Here is an 18,637-nt window from a genome sequence, read left to right on the forward strand (position 1 = left end):
GTGGCGGGATGCACCCTGCCCGGGGCGGGGTGTACGGGATCCGCGGCAACCCGACGGAGGAGGAACTCGCGGCGGTCGTCGTGGCGGTCACGACGTGGGTCTCCACGGCGGTCGTGGCGAGCGCCGCGGCCGGGCCGTACGGGAGGGCGCGGCGGTGGAACCAGCGGGTACAGCAGATGACCCATCAGTTGGCCGAGCACGGGTCGGGCGCCTGGCTCAGGAGCATCCTGCGGTAGCGGCACCGCAGGCGAGAGAACGGAAGAGGAGGAGCCATCGTGCGCAAGGTGCTCATCGCCAACCGTGGCGAAATCGCTGTCCGCGTTGCCCGTGCCTGTCGGGACGCCGGGATCGCGAGCGTAGCCGTCTACGCCGATCCGGACCGGGACGCTCTGCACGTCCGCGCGGCCGACGAGGCCTACGCGCTGGGTGGTGACACCCCGGCCACCAGCTACCTGGACATCGCCAAAGTCCTCCAGGCGGCCGCCGATTCGGGCGCGGACGCCATCCATCCCGGGTACGGCTTCCTCTCCGAGAACGCCGACTTCGCCCAGGCCGTGCTGGACGCGGGCCTGATCTGGATCGGCCCGCCGCCGCAGGCCATCCGCGATCTGGGTGACAAGGTCGCGGCCCGGCGCATCGCGCAGCGCGCCGGTGCGCCGCTGGTGGCCGGCACGCCCGACCCGGTCTCCGGCGCCGAGGAGGTCGTGGCCTTCGCCGAACAGCACGGCCTGCCGATCGCGATCAAGGCCGCCTTCGGCGGCGGCGGGCGCGGTCTGAAGGTGGCCCGCACGCTGGAGGAGGTCCCGGAGCTGTACGAGTCGGCGGTGCGCGAGGCGGTCGCCGCCTTCGGCCGCGGCGAGTGCTTCGTCGAGCGTTACCTGGACAGGCCCCGGCATGTGGAGACGCAGTGTCTGGCCGATTCCCACGGCAATGTGGTGGTGGTGTCGACGCGGGACTGTTCGCTGCAGCGTCGGCATCAGAAGCTGGTGGAGGAGGCCCCGGCTCCCTTTCTGACCGATGAGCAGGAGGCGGAACTTCGCCGCGCCTCGAAGGCGATTCTGCGTGAGGCGGGCTATGTCGGGGCGGGCACGGTGGAGTTCCTGCTCGGCAACGACGGCACGATCTCCTTCCTGGAGGTCAACACCCGTCTTCAGGTCGAGCATCCGGTGACCGAGGAGGTCACCGGCATCGACCTGGTCCGCGAGATGTTCCGCATCGCCGACGGCGAAGAGCTCGGCGCGGCGCTGATGGGGGATGGGGGCGATCCGGTGGTGCGGGGGCACTCCTTCGAGTTCCGTATCAACGGGGAGGACCCTGGCCGTGACTTCCTCCCGGCCCCGGGCACGGTCACCGCCTTCGTCCCACCCGCGGGGCCGGGTGTTCGGCTGGACGCGGGCGTGGAGTCCGGCAGCGTGATCGGCCCGGCCTGGGACTCGCTGCTGGCCAAGCTGATCGTCACCGGCGCCACCCGGCAGCAGGCGCTGCAGCGTGCGGCGCGTGCGCTGGCGGAGTTCCAGGTGGAGGGCATGGCCACCGCGATCCCCTTCCACCGCGCGGTGGTCACCGACCCGGCCTTCGTCTGCGAACCGTTCCGCGTGCACACCCGCTGGATCGAGACCGAGTTCGTCAACGAGATCAAGCCCTACGCCGTGCCCAGCCCGGACGGAGCCGGGTCGGCATCAACAGCCTGGAAAAGGCTCGTCGTCGAGGTCGACGGCAAGCGCCTGGAGGTCCGCCTCCCCACCGAACTCCTCACCAGCGCGGCCGCCGCTGCCGCAGGCCACGCGCGGCCGGAACCGCCCAGGCACATGCCCGCCCGGAAGCCGGGATCGGTCGTGTCCGGTTACGCGCTGGCCTCCCCGATGCAGGGCACCATCATCAAGGTCGCCGTCGAAGAGGGTCAGCACGTCAACGAGGGCGACCTCGTCGTCGTCCTCGAGGCCATGAAGTCGGAGCAGCCGCTCAGCGCGCATTGCTCGGGCACGATCAAGGGCCTGACCGCCGAAGTCGGCGCGAAGGTCACCTCCGGCGCCGTCATCTGCGAGATCAGAAGCTGAGCGATCCGGTGTGAAGCGGCGGCGCGCAGAGGCGAGCGCAGGCGGACAACGGAGGTGAGACATGCCCGTGAGGGTTCCACCGGTCGGTCGTGCGAGTCATGACGGCCTGGCCGATATCCGCTGTGTCGTGACGAGCGCGGACCCGGACCAGGCCGGGGAGATGTCCGCGAACGAGCTCGAGCAGGCGGACGTGGGCAGCTGCACGGCCCTCGGCCTGCTCGCCCTGATCCTGAACTCCGCTGCGGACACGGGCGGTTCCGCAGGGGCGGTGCCCCTGCCGCCGAGCGCCGCTGTCGACGGGTTGACCTTTTCGTGAGGGTGGGGCCCGGCTGCGGTCAGAGGTGGCGGCGGCGCTCGGCGGCACGGGCTTCGTACGTCCTGCGGGCCTTCACCGCCGCCTCGCGGGAGGCGACCTCGGCGACGGGCACGTCCCACCAGGCCTCGGCGGCAAGGGCTTCGGGGGCTGTGCTGCCGGTGTCCGTCTCGACGTACACGCAGGTCGGGCGCTCGCTCGTACGGGCCTGGGCGAGCGCCTCACGCAGCTCGCGGACGGTCTTGGGGCTGATGACGTCCATGCTCAGGCTGGAGGCGTTGGCTGCCAGGTCCACGTACTGCGCGGACAGAAACCGCAGCAGCGCCTGAGCGAGGGTCAGGCGCCGGGTGCTGGTGCTCATCGGGACCTCGCGGAGGGCTCGGCGACGTCGACCGCGTACGGGCCGCGCGCGGCCGTCCCCGCGGGCAGGTGGTGGTGCTGGTCCTGCGTACTGGTCATGCGTGAGTCCCTCCAGGGCTGTTCAGAGCAGGCCGACCGCGGTGTCCACCGCGGTCTCGACGCTTCCCTCGGCGGGATAGAGCAGCGAGCGGCCGACGACCAGGCCCTGGACGGTGGGCAGTCGCAGCGCCTTGCGCCATTTCTCGTACGCGACTTCCTGGTCCCTGCCGACGTCGCCGCCGAGCAGGACGACGGGCAGGGTGGAGGCATCCATGACCTCCGCCATGTCGTCCGTGTCGTCGGTGACCGGGAGTTTGAGCCAGGTGTACGCGGAGGTGCCGCCGAGGCCCGAGGCGATGGCGATGGACCGGGTGACGGCCCCGGCGCTCAGGTCGTTCCTGACCCTGCCGTCGACCCTGCCGGAGATGAACGGCTCCACGAAGACCGGCAGTTGGTGCTGCGCCATCGCGTCGATGGCACGTGCGGTCGACTCCATGGTGGACAGCGATCCGGCGTCCTCGTAGTCGATGCGCAGCAGCAGCTTGCCCGCGTCGAAGTGCAGCCGGGCGATGTCCTGGGCGCGGTGACCGGTGAAGCGGTCGTCCAGTTCGAAGGAGGCTCCGGCGAGTCCGCCGCGGTTCATCGAGCCCATGGCGACCTTGCCTTCGAGGGCGCCGAGCAGCAGCAGGTCCTCCAGGATGTCGGCGGTGGCGAGCACTCCGTCCACGCCCGGCCTGGACAGTGCGACACAGAGCCGCTCCAGCAGGTCGGCCCGGTTGGCCATGGCGAACTGCCGGTCGCCGACGGCGAGGGATCCGCGCGCCGGGTGGTCGGCGGCGACGATCATCAGCCGGCCGCTGTCCCCGATTAGGGGGCGGCGGGTACGGCGGGCGGCCGCTTCGGCGATGGCCTCCGGGTGCCGGGCTCGCACCGTGACGAGGTCGGGGATGCTGATGCTCAAGGGGTGCTCTCTTTCGCGGAGGCGAGTTGCGGGTCAGCCGCGTGCGAGGAGGTTTTCGACCTCGGACTCGGTGGGCATCGCGGAGGAGCAGGCGAGGCGGGAGGCGACGATGGCGCCGGCCGCGTTGGCGTAGCGCATGATCCTCTCCAACTCCCAGCCGGCGAGCAGACCGTGGCAGAGGGACCCGCCGAACGCGTCCCCGGCGCCGAGGCCGTTGACGACCTCGACGGGCACGGGCGGGACTTCGGCGGTGGTGCCGTCGCGGTGCACGGCGAGCACGCCCCCCGGGCCCTGTTTGACGACGGCGAGCTCCACGCCCGCGTCGAGCAGCGCCCGGGCGCAGGCGCGCGGTTCGCGTACGCCGGTGGCGATCTCGCACTCGCGGAGGTTGCCGACGGCGACGGTGGTGTGGCGGAGCGCTTCGGCGTAGTGCGTCCGTGCCTCGGCCGGGTCCGCCCAGAACATCGGGCGCCAGTCGAGGTCGAAGACCGTGATGCCTGCCCTGTCACGCGCCTGGAGAGCGGTGAGGGTGGCGGAGCGGCTGGGCTCCTCGCTCAGGCCCGTACCGGTGATCCAGAAGATGCGGGCCGCGCGGATGGCGTCGAGATCGAGTTCCTCCGGCCTGATCTCCAGGTCGGGGGCCTTGGGCTGCCGGTAGAAGTACAGCGGGAAGTCGTCCGGCGGGAAGATCTCGCAGAAGGTGACCGGCGTGGGGTACGCGTCGACCGGGGTGACCCACTGGTCGTCGACGCCGAACTCCCCCAGCGCCTGGTGCAGGTAGCTGCCGAAGGGGTCCCGGCCGGTGCGGGTGATCACGGCCGTGGAGCGCCCGAGCCGCGCGGCGGCCACCGCGACATTGGCCGCAGAGCCGCCCAGGAACTTCCCGAAGGTCTCGACCTCCGCCAGTCCCACACCGGTCTGCAGGGGGTAGATGTCGACCCCGATGCGGCCCATGGTGATCAGGTCGTGCGACGTGGTCATGCGCGGCGCTCCTCGGGCTCGGGGTGCTGATGCCGGGGCGGTCCGGCCGCGTCCAGATGTAGTCGGCGCCACGCAGCGCTGTCAACCGTTTGTACTTACATTCGGACCTGCTAGTGAAATAATGTCCTAACAATCTATTGACAGTGGGATGCGCCACGGGTTTGTATCCGGTCCCAAAGAACCCGCCGTGCAACCGGCACATGGCCCGGCCGTCCCGGCCGGGCCCCCTTCTCTCCCTTCCCCTGTCTCACAGTGAGGTGCAGGACAGATGGACCGCACGCGTCACCCCCGTCCGCGCAGATACACCGCGATCGTCGCCGCAGCCGCCGCGACGGCCCTGTTCGCCGCAGGCTGTTCCAGCAGTGCGGGCGGCAAGAAGTCCGAGGAAGCGGCGGACAGCGCCGCCGCAGGCAAGGCCGACACCCCGCGGATGAAGGTCGCGATGATCACCCACGCCGCTCCCGGCGACACCTTCTGGGACCTGATCCGCAAGGGCGCCCAGGCGGCCGCCGCCAAGGACAACATCGAGCTCGTCTACTCCAGCGACCCGAATGCGGCCACCCAGGCCAACCTGGTCCAGAACGCGATCGACCAGGGAGTGGACGGGATCGCGGTGACGCTGGCCAAGCCGGAGGCGATGAAGGGCGCGGTCGCCAAGGCCAAGCGTGCGGGCATCCCGGTCGTCGGCTTGAACGGCGGTATCGACGACTGGAAGGACATGGGTCTGCTGGAGTACTTCGGACAGGACGAGAAGGTCGCGGGCGAGGCGTTCGGGAAGAAGCTCAACGAGCTGGGCGCCAAGCACAACATCTGTGTGATCCACGAACAGGGCCACGTCGCGCTCGAGGCCCGCTGCGCCGGCGTGAAGAAGACCTTCAAGGGCAAGACGGAGAACCTCTACGTCAACGGCACCGACATGCCGTCCGTGAAGTCGACGATCACCGCCAAGCTCAAGCAGGACAGCTCCATCGATCACGTGGTCACGCTGGGCGCGCCCTTCGCGCTGACCTCCGTCCAGTCGGTGTCCGACGCGGGCAGCGAGGCCGAGGTCGCGACCTTCGACCTCAACAAGGACCTGGTCGCCGCCGTCAAGGACGGCGACGTCGAGTTCGCGGTCGACCAGCAGCCGTATCTGCAGGGCTATCTGTCGGTCGACGCGCTGTGGCTCTACAAGAACAACGGCAACTTCAGCGGCGGCGGAGAGGAAGCGGTACTGACCGGACCGGCGTTCGTCACCAAGGACAACGTCGACACCATCGCCAAGTACGCCGCGAAGGGCACCCGGTGATGACGATGACCCAGACGACGGCACCGGCGACGAGCCCCTCGTCGCCGGCCTCGCCGGACGCCACGAAGGACGGCCGCGCGGCCGAACGCTCGCCGCTGCGCAGGCTGCTGGCGCGCCCGGAGATCGGCGCGCTCATCGCAGCCATCGGTGTGTACGTGTTCTTCTTCGCGGTGGCGCCGTCCTTCCGCGAGGCGGGCTCGCTCGCCACGGTGCTCTACCAGGCATCGGTCATGGGCATCATGGCGCTGCCCGTGGCCCTGCTGATGATCGGCGGTGAGTTCGACCTGTCGGCCGGTGTGGCCGTCACCACCTCGGCGCTCACCGCCAGCATGCTCAGCTTCCAGCTGAGCCTGAACGTCTGGACCGGCGTCCTGGTCGCGCTGGCGGTCTCGCTGGCGGTCGGGGCGTTCAACGGCTATCTGCTGATCAGAACCGGGCTGCCCAGCTTTCTGATCAGCCTGGGCACTTTCCTGATGCTCCAGGGCGCGAACCTCGCCATCACCAAGATCTACACCGGCAATGTCGCCACCGACTCGATCCGCGACATGGATGGCTTCGACCAGGCCAAGTCCCTGTTCGCCTCGGAGATCGGCATCGGCGGAGTCCATGTGAAGATCACGGTGTTCTGGTGGCTGGCCTTCGCCGCGGCCGCCACCTGGCTGCTGCTGCGTACCAGGTTCGGCAACTGGATCTTCGCGGTGGGCGGCAACAAGGAGAGCGCCCGCGCCGTCGGCGTACCGGTGAATCTCACCAAGATCGCCCTGTTCATGGGCGTGGGCGCCGGTGCCTGGTTCGTCGGTATGCACCTGCTGTTCTCGTTCAACACCGTGCAGTCCGGCGAGGGAGTGGGCAACGAGTTCCTCTACATCATCGCCGCGGTCATCGGCGGCTGTCTGCTCACCGGCGGCTACGGCTCCGCGATCGGCCCGGTCATCGGCGCCTTCATCTTCGGCATGGTGTCGCAGGGCATCGTCTACGCCAACTGGAACCCCGACTGGTTCAAGTTCTTCCTCGGCGTGATGCTCCTGCTCGCCACACTCGTCAATCTGTGGGTCCGCCGCCAGGCGACCCGGAGGTGATCACATGTCAACCAACGGAACCGCGCCCGGCGCGGCCGCACCTGCCGGGACCGCGCCCGAGGACGCCGAGCCGATCGTCGAACTCGAGGGCGTCGGCAAGTCGTACGGCAACATCCGCGCCCTGCACGGCGTCGACCTGGCCGTCCGGCCGGGCCGGGTCACCTGCGTCCTCGGCGACAACGGCGCCGGCAAGTCCACCCTGATCAAGATCATCTCCGGGCTGCACCAGCACACCGAGGGCGAATACCGCATCGACGGCGGGCCGGTGCAGCTCACCACGCCGCGCGAGGCCCTCGACCGCGGCATCGCCACCGTCTACCAGGACCTGGCGACCGTCCCCCTGATGCCGGTGTGGCGCAACTTCTTCCTCGGCTCCGAGGTGACCCGCGGGGTCTGGCCCCTGCGCCGCCTCGACATCGCGGCGATGAAGAAGACCGCCGACGGGGAACTGCGCAACATGGGCATCGTCCTCGACGACCTCGACCAGCCCATCGGCACGCTCTCCGGCGGCCAGCGCCAGTCCGTGGCGATCGCCCGGGCCGTGTACTTCGGGGCCCGGGTGCTGATCCTGGACGAGCCCACCGCCGCGCTCGGCGTGAAGCAGTCCGGCGTCGTACTGAAGTACATCGCCGCCGCCCGGGACCGTGGCCTCGGCGTCATCTTCATCACCCACAATCCGCACCACGCCTACATGGTCGGCGACCACTTCACCGTGCTCCGCCTCGGCACCCTGGAGCTGAGCGCCGGCCGCAGCGAGATCAGCCTCGAGGAGCTGACCAACCACATGGCGGGCGGCGCGGAACTCGCCGCGCTCAAGCACGAGCTGGCTCAGGTCCGCGGTGTCGACGTCGACGAACTCCCGGAGGAGGCCGACCTCCAGCCCTCCGCGCCGGGCGAAGGGACCTCCCGGTGACACGGTCACGGGGCCGGATGGCACAGCCCCGAGGACCATCGGCCTCTCGGGGCTGCGGCCGGGCCGCGCGAAGCTGAGGATGGGAGACGGAGGCGGCCGCGCCCCGCTGCCCGGCTGCTCGCCGCCGGCCGCCCTACGGACGTCGCCGCCGGATCGCAGTGCGGAGGTAGCCATGAGCCCGCAGAACGTACTCGTCGCCTACGGGACCAGGAACGGGTCCACCGCCGAGATCGCCGAGTGGATCGGCGATGCGCTGCGCCAGTCCGGGCTGCGGGCCGAGGTGCGGTCCGCGGCCGAGGTGCGGGACATCGAGGAGTACGAGGCCGTGGTGCTGGGCGGCGCCCTCTATATGGGCCGGTGGCACCGCGATGCCACCCGATTCGCCCGCCGCCACGACGCGGCGCTCTACGCACGCTCCGTCTGGCTGTTCAGCAGCGGACCGCTGGACCCCTCGGCCGGCGAGCGGGACATTCCCCCGGTACCGGGCGTGGACCGGATCGCCTTCCGGCTGGACGTCCTTGGCCACATCACCTTCGGCGGCAGGCTCCAGGAAGGGGCGAAGGGCCTGATCGCCCGGCAGATTCTGAAGTCCGGCCGGGGCGGCGACTTCCGGGACCCCGAGCGGGTACGTGCCTGGGCGCGCGGCATCGCCGAAGCGCTCGCCGCCGAGACTCTGGAATGGACGTCCTGACCGGGCGCGAACCTCGCAGGGTCAGCTGTCGCCGCGCCGCGCGGGTCAGCGCAGGGCTACATCGGCCACCCCGCCGCCTGCCGAGTGCCCGGGCCGCTCATCGACGTGTCCGAGCCCCCGATGTCGCGCTCGGCGGCGTCCAGCAGCTGCTGGGCGAGATCGTGCATGGCCCGGCCCGCCGCCAGCTCGTCACCGATCTCCGGTACGTCCGTGTCCGCGGGATTGCAGCGTGCGACTCCCCGGCCGGTGAGCGCCGTGGCCCCGGTGTCCAGTTCGACGCGCGCCTTCGTCGTCCCCTCGTCCTCGAAGAGGTAGAGGTGGACCCTCCACTCCACTGTGTGCGCCATCGCCGTTCTCCTCATCCGGTTCGTTCACGTGGTCTGTTCATGCCTTCTGCGCCACGCGGCGGCGGGCGGCAGGTTCTCCTCCCCGATGCGGTGCCGCACCTGCGCGGCGAGCGCGGTCAGCCGCTCGGAGGCGACCGCCCGCGGGGCGACCGGATCCCTGACACGGGCGGCCGCTCGCGGCAGTTCGTGCAGATCCGCGGTAAACCGCGCCCGCGCCTGCTCGAGGGCGAAGGGCGCGTCGGTGCGACGTCCGTCCCGCATGACGGTCTCCAGCACCGGCCGCCCGCCGGAGGGGGGCGGTTCGCCCCGGAGCCCGATCACATCGGCGTATCCGGGCCGCCGGAACACCTGCTTGCGGCCGGGCGCGGTCACCTTCGCGGAGGAGAGCTTCATCACCGGCCGGCCGCCGTATTCGACCATCTTGTAGGCCGTGTCCAGGTACGGTGCGTCGGCCGAGACGCCGACGCGGGTGCCCACGGCGTAGAGGTCGATCGGCGCTCCGGAGCGGACCAGTTGGTCGACGGCGTACTCGTCGAGCCCGCCGCTGGCGACGATGCGTACGTCCGGCAGCCCCGCGCAGTCGAGGATGCCGCGCGCCCGTATCGCCAGGGCTCCGAGGTCGCCGCTGTCCAGCCGGATCGCCGAGCCGGGCCCGCGGTCCAGGTCCCGCAGCACGCGCGCCGCCGTACGGACGCCCGCATCCGTGTCGTAGGTGTCCACCAGAAGCGTCACCGGGCCGGGGTGAGCCCTGGCGAAGGCGCGGAAGGCATCCTCCTCCGAGCCGAAGGCCTCCACGTACGAGTGGGCCATGGTGCCGACGGCGGGCACTCCGACGGCGGTGGCCGCGGCCACGTTGCTGGTCCCGGTGAAGCCGACCATCGCGCTGAGCCGGGCGGCCTGGAATCCGGCCGCGGTGCCGTGGGTGCGGCGCAGGGAGAAGTCCACGACGGGGTGTCCGGCCGCGGCGAGTACGCACCGGGCGGCTTTCGAGGCGATCGCGGTCTGGTGGCTGAGCTGGTTGAGGAGGTAGGTCTCGACGAGCTGCGCCTGGGGGAGGGGCGCGGTCACCTCGAGGAGGGGCTCGCCCGCGAGCACGATCCGGCCCTCCGGCACGGCCTGCACTTCGCCGGTGAATTCCAGACCGCGCAGGGGAGCCAGGGCGCGACGCGGCCGGTGGAGAGCCGCGGCGAAGGCATCGGCGTCCTGGTCGCCGATGCGGAAGGCGGACAGGAAGTCCAGCGCGGAATCCAGACCCGCGCTGACGAGGAAGCCGCGGTCGGGCGGCAGGGCGCGGACGAAGAGACTGAACGTCGCCGGCTCCGTCATCCCCTCCCGCAGATACGACATCGCCATTGTCACCTCGTACAGATCGGTGACCGTTGCGTCGGACATCGACGGCACCTCCTCAGCGCCGATGCGGACATGCGGGCGCTGCGTCCGGCCTCACTGGCGGAACCGGGCGGACCACTGGGGCTCCACCACCTGCCACTCGGCGTCCCACTGCGCGTACCTCCTGCGGTCCAGCACATGCCGGACCCCTGTCTGGGCCGCGAGCACCGCGGCCGCCACGCCACCTGCCGTAACGCCGCCGGCGAGCCAGCCGTTCGCCGCCGCGGTCCCGGGGGACAGCGGCGCCCGGGCTACGGCACCGTCATGGCTCACCCAGACCCGGACGGTCTCACCCGCCTCCGTGCCCGGCGGCACGCGCGCGGTGCCCGCCCGCTGCGCGCCGTCCTCCTCGGTCCAGCGCACCGGCGCCCTCTGGAAGTCGTCACCGTCCGACACCATCAGCGGGCCGGCGGCGTCTTCGGTCAGGCGCGCCGTGACCTGATGCCGTTCCGCGGACTCGGTGTGCACGACGCGCATCTGGGACGAGTACGCCGCGAGACCGACACTCACCGCGGCCACCGGAAGTCCGATCACGAGCAGGAGCAGGACGAGACGGGAGACCCAGGCCTCGACGCGGTCGGACCGACGCCTCAGGGGATCGGCTGCGTGGGTCCTGCGCCCGTGGCGGGGGCCGTGGGGCCCGGGTGCGAACTGCGGATCGTGCGCGCTCATGGTCTGGCCTCCGGCACTCGTGCGGTGGCTCGAGCACCGGGTACCCCACCCGGCCGGACTCGCACGGCCACCGGTGGGGGCGGTCCACCGACGGCGGCCGCGCTCCCGCACCACCCGGGGCGCTTCGTTGCAGAGGGCTTGACTGACTGCCGCGCGGCACGAATCGTTCCAGGTAGGAGCGGTGCGATCCCCGCGTCGCTCCCCGGGTGAGCGGTGGCTTCCGCTGGTGCGTGAGCCTTCGGAACGCGGGGTGTCTTCGCCGGGCCGATACTGGTTCAAGCCGTGCCAGGCGCCGGGACCGGGGAACGCCGAGAAGTCACCGCAGTGCGCCGACGCGCGGTTCCACTCGAAGGGCACGAGGGTGGTAGGTGATGGACACACCGGTGACGACGATCAGCGAGGGCCCGCACGACCCCTTCGCCGTGCTTCGGTCGGCCTCTGCCGTGCTGGACGACCGGGGGAATGTAGTCGGCTGGAGCGATCGTGCGGAGGCACTGCTCGGCTACCCGCTCGAGGAGGTGCTGGGCCGGCCGGCTCGGGATTTCCTGGTCGACCCCCGCGATGGGGCCGCCGTCATGGACGCAGTGGCCGCATGCGTACGCGACGGGGGCTGGTTCGGGGTCGTGCCCGTCCGCCACCGCAGCGGCGGCCGGGTCGGGCTGGGGTGCCGGGCCCGGGCGGTGATGAGAGCCGACGGCGCCCTCGAGTGGCTCGTCGTCTGCGCTCCGGCGGAGGAGGTCCTCCAGTGGGAGACGGACCGGGCCGTTCTGGAGGGGATGTTCCGCCGGTCCCCGATCGGTCTGTCCGTCTATGCCCCGGACCTGAGCATTCTGCGGGTGAACAAGGTGCTCGCCCGGTTCGGTGGGCTCCCGGTCGAGCAGTTCCCGGGGCATCGCACCGGCGACTTCCTCATCGGCGCGGACGCGGCCACGGTGGACACGGGGCTGCAGCGGGTGCTGGATACGGGTCAGCCCCTGATCTTCACCGAACAGCCCAGCCGACTGCGGCGGGATCCCGGCAGGGAGCTCGTCGTGTCCCTCTCGGCGTTCCGGGTGGAGGACGCCACCGGCCGGATCCTCGGCGTCGCCCAGCTGGTCGAGGACGTCACCGACCGCTACCGGGCCCGCCGCAGACTGTCGCTGCTCAACGAGGCCAGCGCCCGTATCGGGACGACGCTGGATGTGACGCGGACCGCGCACGAGCTGGCCGAGGTGGCGGTCCCCGACCTCGCGGACTGCGTCTCCGTGGATCTGCTGGAGCCGGTGACCCGCGGCGAAGAGCCAGTCCGGGAAGCGAGCGGACCGGTGAGCAGGGCAGCGCTCCGGAGCGTCTCGCCGGATCCGCTGCTGATCATGTATCCGGAGGGCAACCAGATGTACTTCCCCCCGGACGCTCCGCAGGCGCGGTGTCTGACCGAGCGGCGTCCGGTCCTCGAACCGGTCCTGGGGACGTCCACGGCGTGGTTCCCCGCGGAAACGGAAAGGGCCGAGCGCGCCCTCGACCTGGGAGTCCACTCGTTGATGGTCGTGCCGCTGATCGCGCGCGGTCTCGTGCTGGGCGTGGTGAGCCTGTGGCGGTGGCGGCGGCCCGAGCCGTTCGAGGAGGACGACCTCACGCTGGCCGAGGAGTTCGCCTCCCGCGCCGCCGTCTGCATAGACAACGCACGCCAGTTCACCCGGCAGCACCAGGCAGCGCTCGCCCTGCAGCGCAGCCTGCTCCCGGGCGAGGTGCCCGAGCACCCGGCGGCCGAGATCGCCCACCGGTATCTGCCGGCCGACGCCACCGCGGGCGTGGGCGGCGACTGGTTCGACGTCATCCCGCTCTCCGGGCTCCGCGTCGCGCTCGTCGTCGGCGACGTGGTCGGCCACGGCATCCACGCCGCGGCCACCATGGGCCGGCTGCGCACCGCCGTACACACCCTGGCCAACAGCGACCTGCCCCCGGACGAGGTCCTCTCCCACCTCGACGATCTCGTGGACCGTCTGGCCTCCGAGCAGGAGCCGGCCCGTGAACGGTCCCAGCAGTTCATCGGCGCGACCTGTCTGTACGCCGTCTACGACCCGGTGTCCCGGCGCTGCACCCTCGCCCGCGCCGGCCACCCGCCGCCCGCGGTGGTCACGCCGGACGGGCAGGTGGACTTCCCCGACCTGCCCGCCGGGCCGCCGCTCGGCCTGGGCGGGCTGCCGTTCGAGTCCACCGAGCTGGAACTGGCCGAGGGCAGCCTGCTGGCCCTGTACACCGACGGGCTCGTCGCGGCCCGGCGCGGTGATCTCGACGAGGGCATGGGGCGACTGCGCAGGGTGCTGAGCGGTCCCGCCCGTTCGCTGGAGGCGACGGCCAAGGCGGTGGAGGACGCGCTGCTGCCCGATCGCCCCGGCGACGACGTCGCGCTGCTCATCGCCCGCACCCGCGTCCTGGCCGCCCACAAGGTGGCCACGTGGGAGATGCCCGCGGAAGCGACCGCGGCCGCCCGGGCCCGTGCGCTGACGACCTCACAACTCGCCGAGTGGGGACTGGACGAGATCGCCTTCACCACCGAGCTGATCGTCAGCGAACTGGTCACCAACGCCTACCGCTACGGCGGCGGGCCCGTGATGCTCCGGCTCATCCGCGACCGCCAGCTCATCTGCGAAGTCTCGGACACCAGCAGCACCTCCCCGCACATGCGCCGGGCCCGCAGCACCGACGAGGGCGGGCGCGGCCTGTTCCTGGTGGCCCAGATGGCCGAGAGGTGGGGCACTCGCTACACGCGCGACGGCAAGACCATCTGGGCGGAACAGCCGCTGACTTCGACGCTCTGACATCCCGTCGGCAGGGCCTCGCACCCCGGCGCCCGCTCGGCCTCATTCCCCGCCCGCCTGGACCGTGCGGAGGAGGAGCAGCGCGATGTCGTCGGTGCGGTGCCGGGCGATGTGGGCGCGGCGGACGAGGACGTCCGCGAGGTCCTCCAGGGGCAGGCTTCCGGCCCGCGACAGTTCCCCGGCCAGCTCGGCCACCGCATCGCCGAAGTCGGTACCGGGCGTCTCCACCAGCCCGTCGGTGTAGAGCATGACCGTGGTTCCGACCGGCATCGGGAACCAGGACTCCGGGTAGTCGCTGTCCCGCTCGACGCCCAGCAGCAGGCCGCCTGGGGTGGGCACCGCCTGGACCGCCCCGTCGGGCGTGCGCACCAGGGGGTGCGGGTGCCCGGCGCTGGCCAGGCAGGCCTCCCGGTGCCGCAGGTCCAGGCGGAGGCAGGCACAGCTGGCGAACAGGCTGGTTTCGAGGTCTGAGAGCAGCCGGTTGGTACTGGCGAGGACCTGCCCGGGATGGGTGTCGGCCGTGGTGTAGGCGTGGACTGCCGACCGGATCTGGCCCATGAGGGCCGCGGCGGTGACATTGTGGCCCTGTACGTCGCCGATGACGGCAGCCGCGGCGTCCCGGCCGACGGGTACGAGGTCGTAGAAGTCGCCGCCGATGTCCATGCCCTCGGTGCCCGGCAGATAGCGCGCGGATGTCGCCAGGCCGGGGACGACGGGGAGGGCCTGAGGCAGCAAGGCGTGCTGGAGTCCGCGGGCGAGCTCCAGCTTCATGTCGTAGTGGCGGGCACGGTCCAGTGCCTGGGCGATCAGGCCGCCCAGGGAGATCAGCACGGCGCGTTCGGTGGCGGTGAAGTGGTGCGGCCGGGCGTAGGCGAGGACGCAGGTGCCGATCGGGCGGCCGGAGGCGATGAGGGGCAGGAAGGCCCAGGACGCCATGCCGTCGTGCCGGCCGGTGCCGTGCGGGAAGTCCCGGTCCAGGTCCGCCACCGACTCGTAGAAGCCGGCCTGGCCGGAGTGCAGCGCCCGCGCGCCGGGCGTGGAGGCGAACCGCGGGCTGTCGGTATAGCGCGCGACCACCTCGCGCGGGTAGCCGCGCTGGCCGACGGTCTGCAGCCGTCCGCCGTCGGTGGCGAGTACGGCGAGGGCCTGGCCACCGTACGCGGGCATGATCTCGTCGGCGACCAGGTTCACCACGTCCTCCACGCCAATGGCCTCGGTCAGGGTCGTCGCCAGGTGGAGCACGTGATACAGCGCCCCCGTGGGGGCTGGCGGCAGCTCGTGGGCCAGATCCGCCGGCTGGACGGGAGCACGCTGCCCGGCGGCCGGGCTGACGCGGACGCTGACGCCCGAGGTGTCCGGGTACACCTCGAAGTTCAGCCACTGGTCGGGAGGCCGCAGCCCGATGTCGGAGGTGGGCAGCCCGCTGATCGCGGCGGCCCGGTAGCGGTCGTAGAGCGGGTCGTGCAGCCAGGGCAGCAGCTCCCAGGGCCGGGCGCCGACGAGCCGTACGGCCGGCTCTCCGAGCAGGCGAGCGGCGGCGGGGGTGACCGCGGTGATGCTCCCGTGGACGTCCAGCGCGAAGACGCCCTCGGGCAGCCGCGCGTACATCCGCTCGGTGGCCTCGGCGGTCCCTGGGGCGGGGCTGGACGTGCTAACGATGAGCGGCTCGCCCCGGTGACGCGGACGGTGCCCTTCAGCGGTGGCCCGGTCCAGCTCGCGGCCCAGGCGCGCAGCCAGGCTCCAGATCCCCTCCCGCAGCTCATCGGGGATCGGGTACGGCTGGGCGCCGGGCCACAGCGCGAACACCGACCCGTAGCTGCCGCGCGAGCCGCTGACCGGGACGGCGGCCAGCGAGTAGTCGTACGGGACGGCGACGGCGATGCGCGGATAGCGGCGCATCCAGCCTTCCTGGCTGCTCACCCAGACCAGTTCGCCCGTGCGCACCGGGTCGGCCACCGGATTCGGAGCGGCGAGACTCACGCGCTCCCACGGTCCGGCGAATTCGCGCGGTAGCCCCACCAGGATCGTGAGCTCCAGGACCTGCTCCGGATTGAGCAGAAAGAGCCCGCCGGCGTGCGCGCCGAGTCCTTCCAGCCCCTGCTGCAGATCCCCGGCCGGCTTCTCCAGGCCGTCGTCGCCGTCGCCGGCGACGCCCGTGGTCTCGCCCCAGCCGGCGGGCGATTCGTCCCCGCCGCTCATACGGAGACAGTAAGCCCGCGGCCACGGCCAGGCACCTTCACACGTGATCCCGGCGCCCCGTCCCCACGGGACCGATGGCCGAGGAAGAGGACGTTCGGCCCCTCTGGCGGAAGCAGCGCGGGCGGGAGGCTGGCCATGGGAAGGGGGTACGCCCCGAAGCCGTGGGGGGCGTTGGGATATCCATGGTGAAACGACCCGTGGCCGTCGGTGTCGACGGCTCTCCGGAGAGCCTGGCGGCCGCTGAATGGGCGGCCGGGGAGGCCGCGCTGCGCGGTCTGGCGCTGTGCATCGTGCACGCCTCGGACGGGCAGACCGCCGGCCAGCGGTTCTCCAGGGGCGCCGCGGCCCAGCGCGACTGGGAGGAGGCTCAGCTCCGCAGGGCATGGCGCCGGGCCGGTGACCGGCATCCGGGCCTGGTGATCGCCGCGAACGAGACCGCGGACACGCCGGCCGAGGTGCTCCTGGACGCCGCCCGGGAGTCGGAGCTCCTGGTCCTCGGCTCCAGCGGGCTCGGTGGTCTCGCCGGATTCCTGGTCGGCTCCGTCGGGCTGACGGTGATCTCCCGGGCACGGCGGCCGGTGGTGGTGGTCCGCGGGGAAGCCAGGCTGGAAGAGGACGATGGTCGCCCGGTCGTCGTCGGGCTGGACTTCCGCCGCCCGTGCGGCCCGTTGATCGACTTCGCCTTCGAGACCGCCGCCGTCCGGGGAACCACGCTGCGCGTGGTCCATGCCTGGAGCCGGGACTCGCTGTACGCCTCCCCGTCCGCACTCCTGGACCCGGCGGCGGGCGCGGAGCTGGAGTCGCGCGTGAGGCAGGAGCTGGAGGACGTGCTGAGTCCCTTGCGGGAGAGGTTCCCCGCGGTGGGGGTGGACGAGCGGCCGGCGTCCGGTTCGGCGGGACGGCAGATCGTGGAAGCGGGTGCAGATGCGAGTCTGCTGATCGTGGGGCGGCGCAACCGGACCGCGGCCGCGGGAGCGCCCATCGGACCTGTGACCCAGGCGGTGCTGCATCACGCGGCCCGTCCTGTCGCCGTCGTCCCGCACGCGTGAACTACAGGCCAGAGCCCTGGCCGTGCCATGGATGGCCGAAATTCGCTCCTCCGCCGCGCCACCTTGGCCAACACCCTGGAGAGGGGGAGCCGCCTGCTGAAACACTCTCAGCCATGGAGCGGCGCGACGGTGTCACCGGCGCCGGGCCCCAGGGTGCTCCACCACATGCCGGCGCGGTTCGGGGAGGAAGGAAGTCCGTGAGCAGTCTCAGCAAGGGCATCAGCAAAGTCGAGGTGGCGCTCAAGTGGGACCCCAGCCCCTTCGGGGCGCCGGACCACGATCTCGACATCGTCGCCGCCACCTATCCTGCGGATGCCCCGTACGGCAAGCCCGCCTACCTCGTCCACTTCGACAGCCGGTCGCCCGACGGCACCATCACCCTCAACAGGGACAGCCGCACCGGTCAGGGGCTTGGCACCGATGAGGCCATGACCCTGGAACTCGAGCGGCTGGCGCCGACGTACGCGCGCGTGGTCGTGGGCGTGGCCATCCAGCAGCGCGAGGGGCGGAAGACCTTCGGCGACGTGCCGAACAGCAGCATCCGGATCCTCGAAGGGCATGCTGAACTGGCGACGAGCGACTTCGCAGACGTTTCGGAGTCCACGGCCGCCATCGTTGCGGAGTTCACCCGGGACGACGTGGGGGAATGGAAGTTCCGGCCGGCCGTCCGCGGATTCGACGCCGATCCGGCTTCCTTCGCCGAGCACATGGGCAGCGACAAGTTCTGACCCTGCGTCAGCCGATCGCGTGCGCTCCGCCCGCCGGTCGAGAACGGGAGCGGAACTCCTCGGTGGTCGTCGGCAGGGCGTCTCCGGCGAAGCGGACCGCGGCTCCGTATCGCTCATCCACGGGCGCGACGCTCCCCCCGTAGCCTGCGCCGGGCCGTACCCACGCGCGGAACAGGCACGATCCGCCGTGACTGCCACGATCCGCCGTGACCGCCGTGCGCGCGGTTCCCCGGGGCACTACGGTCACATCCGAGTGGGGCCGCCGAGTGCGAGGAGGACCGGGATGCCGGGCAGGAGCCGATCAGCCGTTGTCGCCGGAATCGTCGCGGGGGCCGTCCTGCCCGCGCTGTACGAGGCGGCGGTGGGCGCGATGGTCCGCTACAACGCGCGGCGGCTGGCCGACGGCGACCTCGCGCCGCAGCTCCGGACGTACGCGGACGACGTGCGGTTCATCTTCCCCGGCCGCAGCTCCTGGGCCGGCGAGTTCCGCGGCAAGAAGGAGCTCGAGAAGTGGCTGCAGCGGTTCGTGGACACCGGCCTCAAGATCGAGTTCGATGACGTCCTCGTCTCGGGGCCGCCCTGGGCGACCCGGATCTGCTTGCGCTTCCACGACTACTGCGAGGACGAGCGGGGCGAGACCGTCTACGAGAACGAGGGCACCATCTACGGGCACATCCGGTGGGGGAAGCTCACGCGGTACGTGGTCTTCGAAGACACCCAGCGCAGCGAGGAGTTCGATGGGTACCTCGCCGAGCGGGGGCTGTGAGACG

17 protein-coding genes and 1 pseudogene are annotated in these 18,637 nt (G+C 71.6%); 11 read left to right on the top strand and 7 right to left on the bottom strand.

Going from position 1 to position 18,637, the window contains the following annotated elements:
* Positions 1–8: 8 nt before the first annotated feature.
* The 3 genes from ACTWP8_RS33635 (at position 9) to ACTWP8_RS33645 (ending at position 2,373) form a co-directional block, all read left to right on the top strand.
* The gene (locus tag ACTWP8_RS33635; RefSeq protein ID WP_443325876.1) at positions 9–236 is read left to right on the top strand and encodes an acyl-CoA carboxylase epsilon subunit; all 228 of its coding nucleotides are present in this window, start codon (positions 9–11) and stop codon (positions 234–236) included.
* Positions 237–275: 39 nt separating this feature from the next.
* The gene (locus tag ACTWP8_RS33640) at positions 276–2,057 is read left to right on the top strand and encodes an acetyl/propionyl/methylcrotonyl-CoA carboxylase subunit alpha (RefSeq protein WP_443325877.1); all 1,782 of its coding nucleotides are present in this window, start codon (positions 276–278) and stop codon (positions 2,055–2,057) included.
* Positions 2,058–2,184: 127 nt separating this feature from the next.
* On the top strand, positions 2,185–2,373 hold the full coding sequence (locus ACTWP8_RS33645) for a hypothetical protein (RefSeq protein WP_443325878.1): 189 nt from the start codon (positions 2,185–2,187) through the stop codon (positions 2,371–2,373).
* 19 nt (positions 2,374–2,392) lie between these two features.
* Here the strand turns inward: ACTWP8_RS33645 and ACTWP8_RS33650 are convergent.
* The 3 genes and pseudogenes from ACTWP8_RS33650 to iolC form a co-directional block, all read right to left on the bottom strand.
* A pseudogene (locus ACTWP8_RS33650) lies at positions 2,393–2,665 on the bottom strand (3D-(3,5/4)-trihydroxycyclohexane-1,2-dione acylhydrolase (decyclizing)); the annotation flags it as partial.
* A 186-nt stretch (positions 2,666–2,851) separates the two neighbouring features.
* Positions 2,852–3,730, bottom strand: a complete 879-nt coding sequence (locus ACTWP8_RS33655) for a Cgl0159 family (beta/alpha)8-fold protein (RefSeq protein ID WP_443325879.1) — start codon at positions 3,728–3,730, stop codon at positions 2,852–2,854.
* 33 nt (positions 3,731–3,763) lie between these two features.
* Positions 3,764–4,711: a 5-dehydro-2-deoxygluconokinase gene (gene iolC, locus ACTWP8_RS33660; protein WP_443325880.1), complete on the bottom strand. Its 948-nt coding sequence runs from the start codon at positions 4,709–4,711 to the stop codon at positions 3,764–3,766.
* Between the two features lie 268 nt (positions 4,712–4,979).
* On the opposite strand from iolC, the gene ACTWP8_RS33665 reads away from it, so the two are divergent.
* The 4 genes from ACTWP8_RS33665 to ACTWP8_RS33680 all read left to right on the top strand — a co-directional run bounded on the left by ACTWP8_RS33665 (position 4,980) and on the right by ACTWP8_RS33680 (position 8,682).
* Positions 4,980–5,999 carry a sugar ABC transporter substrate-binding protein gene (locus ACTWP8_RS33665; RefSeq protein WP_443325881.1) on the top strand — a complete coding sequence of 340 codons (1,020 nt, stop codon included), beginning with the start codon at positions 4,980–4,982 and terminating at the stop codon, positions 5,997–5,999.
* A gap of 5 nt (positions 6,000–6,004) precedes the next feature.
* Positions 6,005–7,078, top strand: a complete 1,074-nt coding sequence (locus ACTWP8_RS33670) for an ABC transporter permease (RefSeq protein WP_443325882.1) — start codon at positions 6,005–6,007, stop codon at positions 7,076–7,078.
* 4 nt (positions 7,079–7,082) lie between these two features.
* The gene (locus tag ACTWP8_RS33675) at positions 7,083–7,991 is read left to right on the top strand and encodes an ATP-binding cassette domain-containing protein (protein WP_443317580.1); all 909 of its coding nucleotides are present in this window, start codon (positions 7,083–7,085) and stop codon (positions 7,989–7,991) included.
* Between the two features lie 172 nt (positions 7,992–8,163).
* Positions 8,164–8,682 (top strand): flavodoxin domain-containing protein, encoded by a 519-nt coding sequence (locus ACTWP8_RS33680; protein WP_443325883.1) that lies wholly within the window; start codon positions 8,164–8,166, stop codon positions 8,680–8,682.
* A 56-nt stretch (positions 8,683–8,738) separates the two neighbouring features.
* On the opposite strand, the gene ACTWP8_RS33685 is transcribed toward ACTWP8_RS33680, so the two are convergent.
* Genes ACTWP8_RS33685 through ACTWP8_RS33695 form a run of 3 tightly spaced genes read right to left on the bottom strand, consistent with a single transcriptional unit; the run spans position 8,739 to position 11,090 of the window.
* Positions 8,739–9,029: a DUF1876 domain-containing protein gene (locus tag ACTWP8_RS33685; RefSeq protein WP_443325884.1), complete on the bottom strand. Its 291-nt coding sequence runs from the start codon at positions 9,027–9,029 to the stop codon at positions 8,739–8,741.
* A 24-nt stretch (positions 9,030–9,053) separates the two neighbouring features.
* Complete coding sequence (locus ACTWP8_RS33690; RefSeq protein WP_443325885.1) at positions 9,054–10,421, bottom strand: nicotinate phosphoribosyltransferase; 1,368 nt, start codon at positions 10,419–10,421, stop codon at positions 9,054–9,056.
* A gap of 51 nt (positions 10,422–10,472) precedes the next feature.
* The gene (locus tag ACTWP8_RS33695) at positions 10,473–11,090 is read right to left on the bottom strand and encodes an Rv1733c family protein (protein WP_443325886.1); all 618 of its coding nucleotides are present in this window, start codon (positions 11,088–11,090) and stop codon (positions 10,473–10,475) included.
* A gap of 371 nt (positions 11,091–11,461) precedes the next feature.
* Between ACTWP8_RS33695 and ACTWP8_RS33700 the strand changes: the two genes are divergently transcribed.
* On the top strand, positions 11,462–13,891 hold the full coding sequence (locus ACTWP8_RS33700; RefSeq protein WP_443325887.1) for a SpoIIE family protein phosphatase: 2,430 nt from the start codon (positions 11,462–11,464) through the stop codon (positions 13,889–13,891).
* Positions 13,892–13,933: 42 nt separating this feature from the next.
* Here the strand turns inward: ACTWP8_RS33700 and ACTWP8_RS33705 are convergent, their stop codons facing one another.
* A complete protein-coding gene (locus ACTWP8_RS33705) occupies positions 13,934–16,090 on the bottom strand; it encodes a SpoIIE family protein phosphatase (protein WP_443325888.1) in 2,157 nt (718 codons plus the stop codon).
* Positions 16,091–16,272: 182 nt separating this feature from the next.
* On the opposite strand from ACTWP8_RS33705, the gene ACTWP8_RS33710 reads away from it, so the two are divergent.
* From ACTWP8_RS33710 to ACTWP8_RS33720, 3 genes are all read left to right on the top strand, one after another.
* Entirely contained in the window at positions 16,273–17,139 is an 867-nt protein-coding gene (locus ACTWP8_RS33710) for a universal stress protein (RefSeq protein ID WP_443325889.1), read from the top strand.
* A 197-nt stretch (positions 17,140–17,336) separates the two neighbouring features.
* Positions 17,337–17,867, top strand: a complete 531-nt coding sequence (locus tag ACTWP8_RS33715) for a TerD family protein (RefSeq protein ID WP_443325890.1) — start codon at positions 17,337–17,339, stop codon at positions 17,865–17,867.
* Positions 17,868–18,150: 283 nt separating this feature from the next.
* Positions 18,151–18,633 (top strand): nuclear transport factor 2 family protein, encoded by a 483-nt coding sequence (locus tag ACTWP8_RS33720; protein ID WP_443325891.1) that lies wholly within the window; start codon positions 18,151–18,153, stop codon positions 18,631–18,633.
* The last annotated feature ends 4 nt before the right edge of the window (positions 18,634–18,637 follow it).

Origin of the sequence: Streptomyces sp. 7N604 (genome assembly GCF_052245475.1) — a bacterium.
GTDB lineage: Bacteria > Actinomycetota > Actinomycetes > Streptomycetales > Streptomycetaceae > Streptomyces.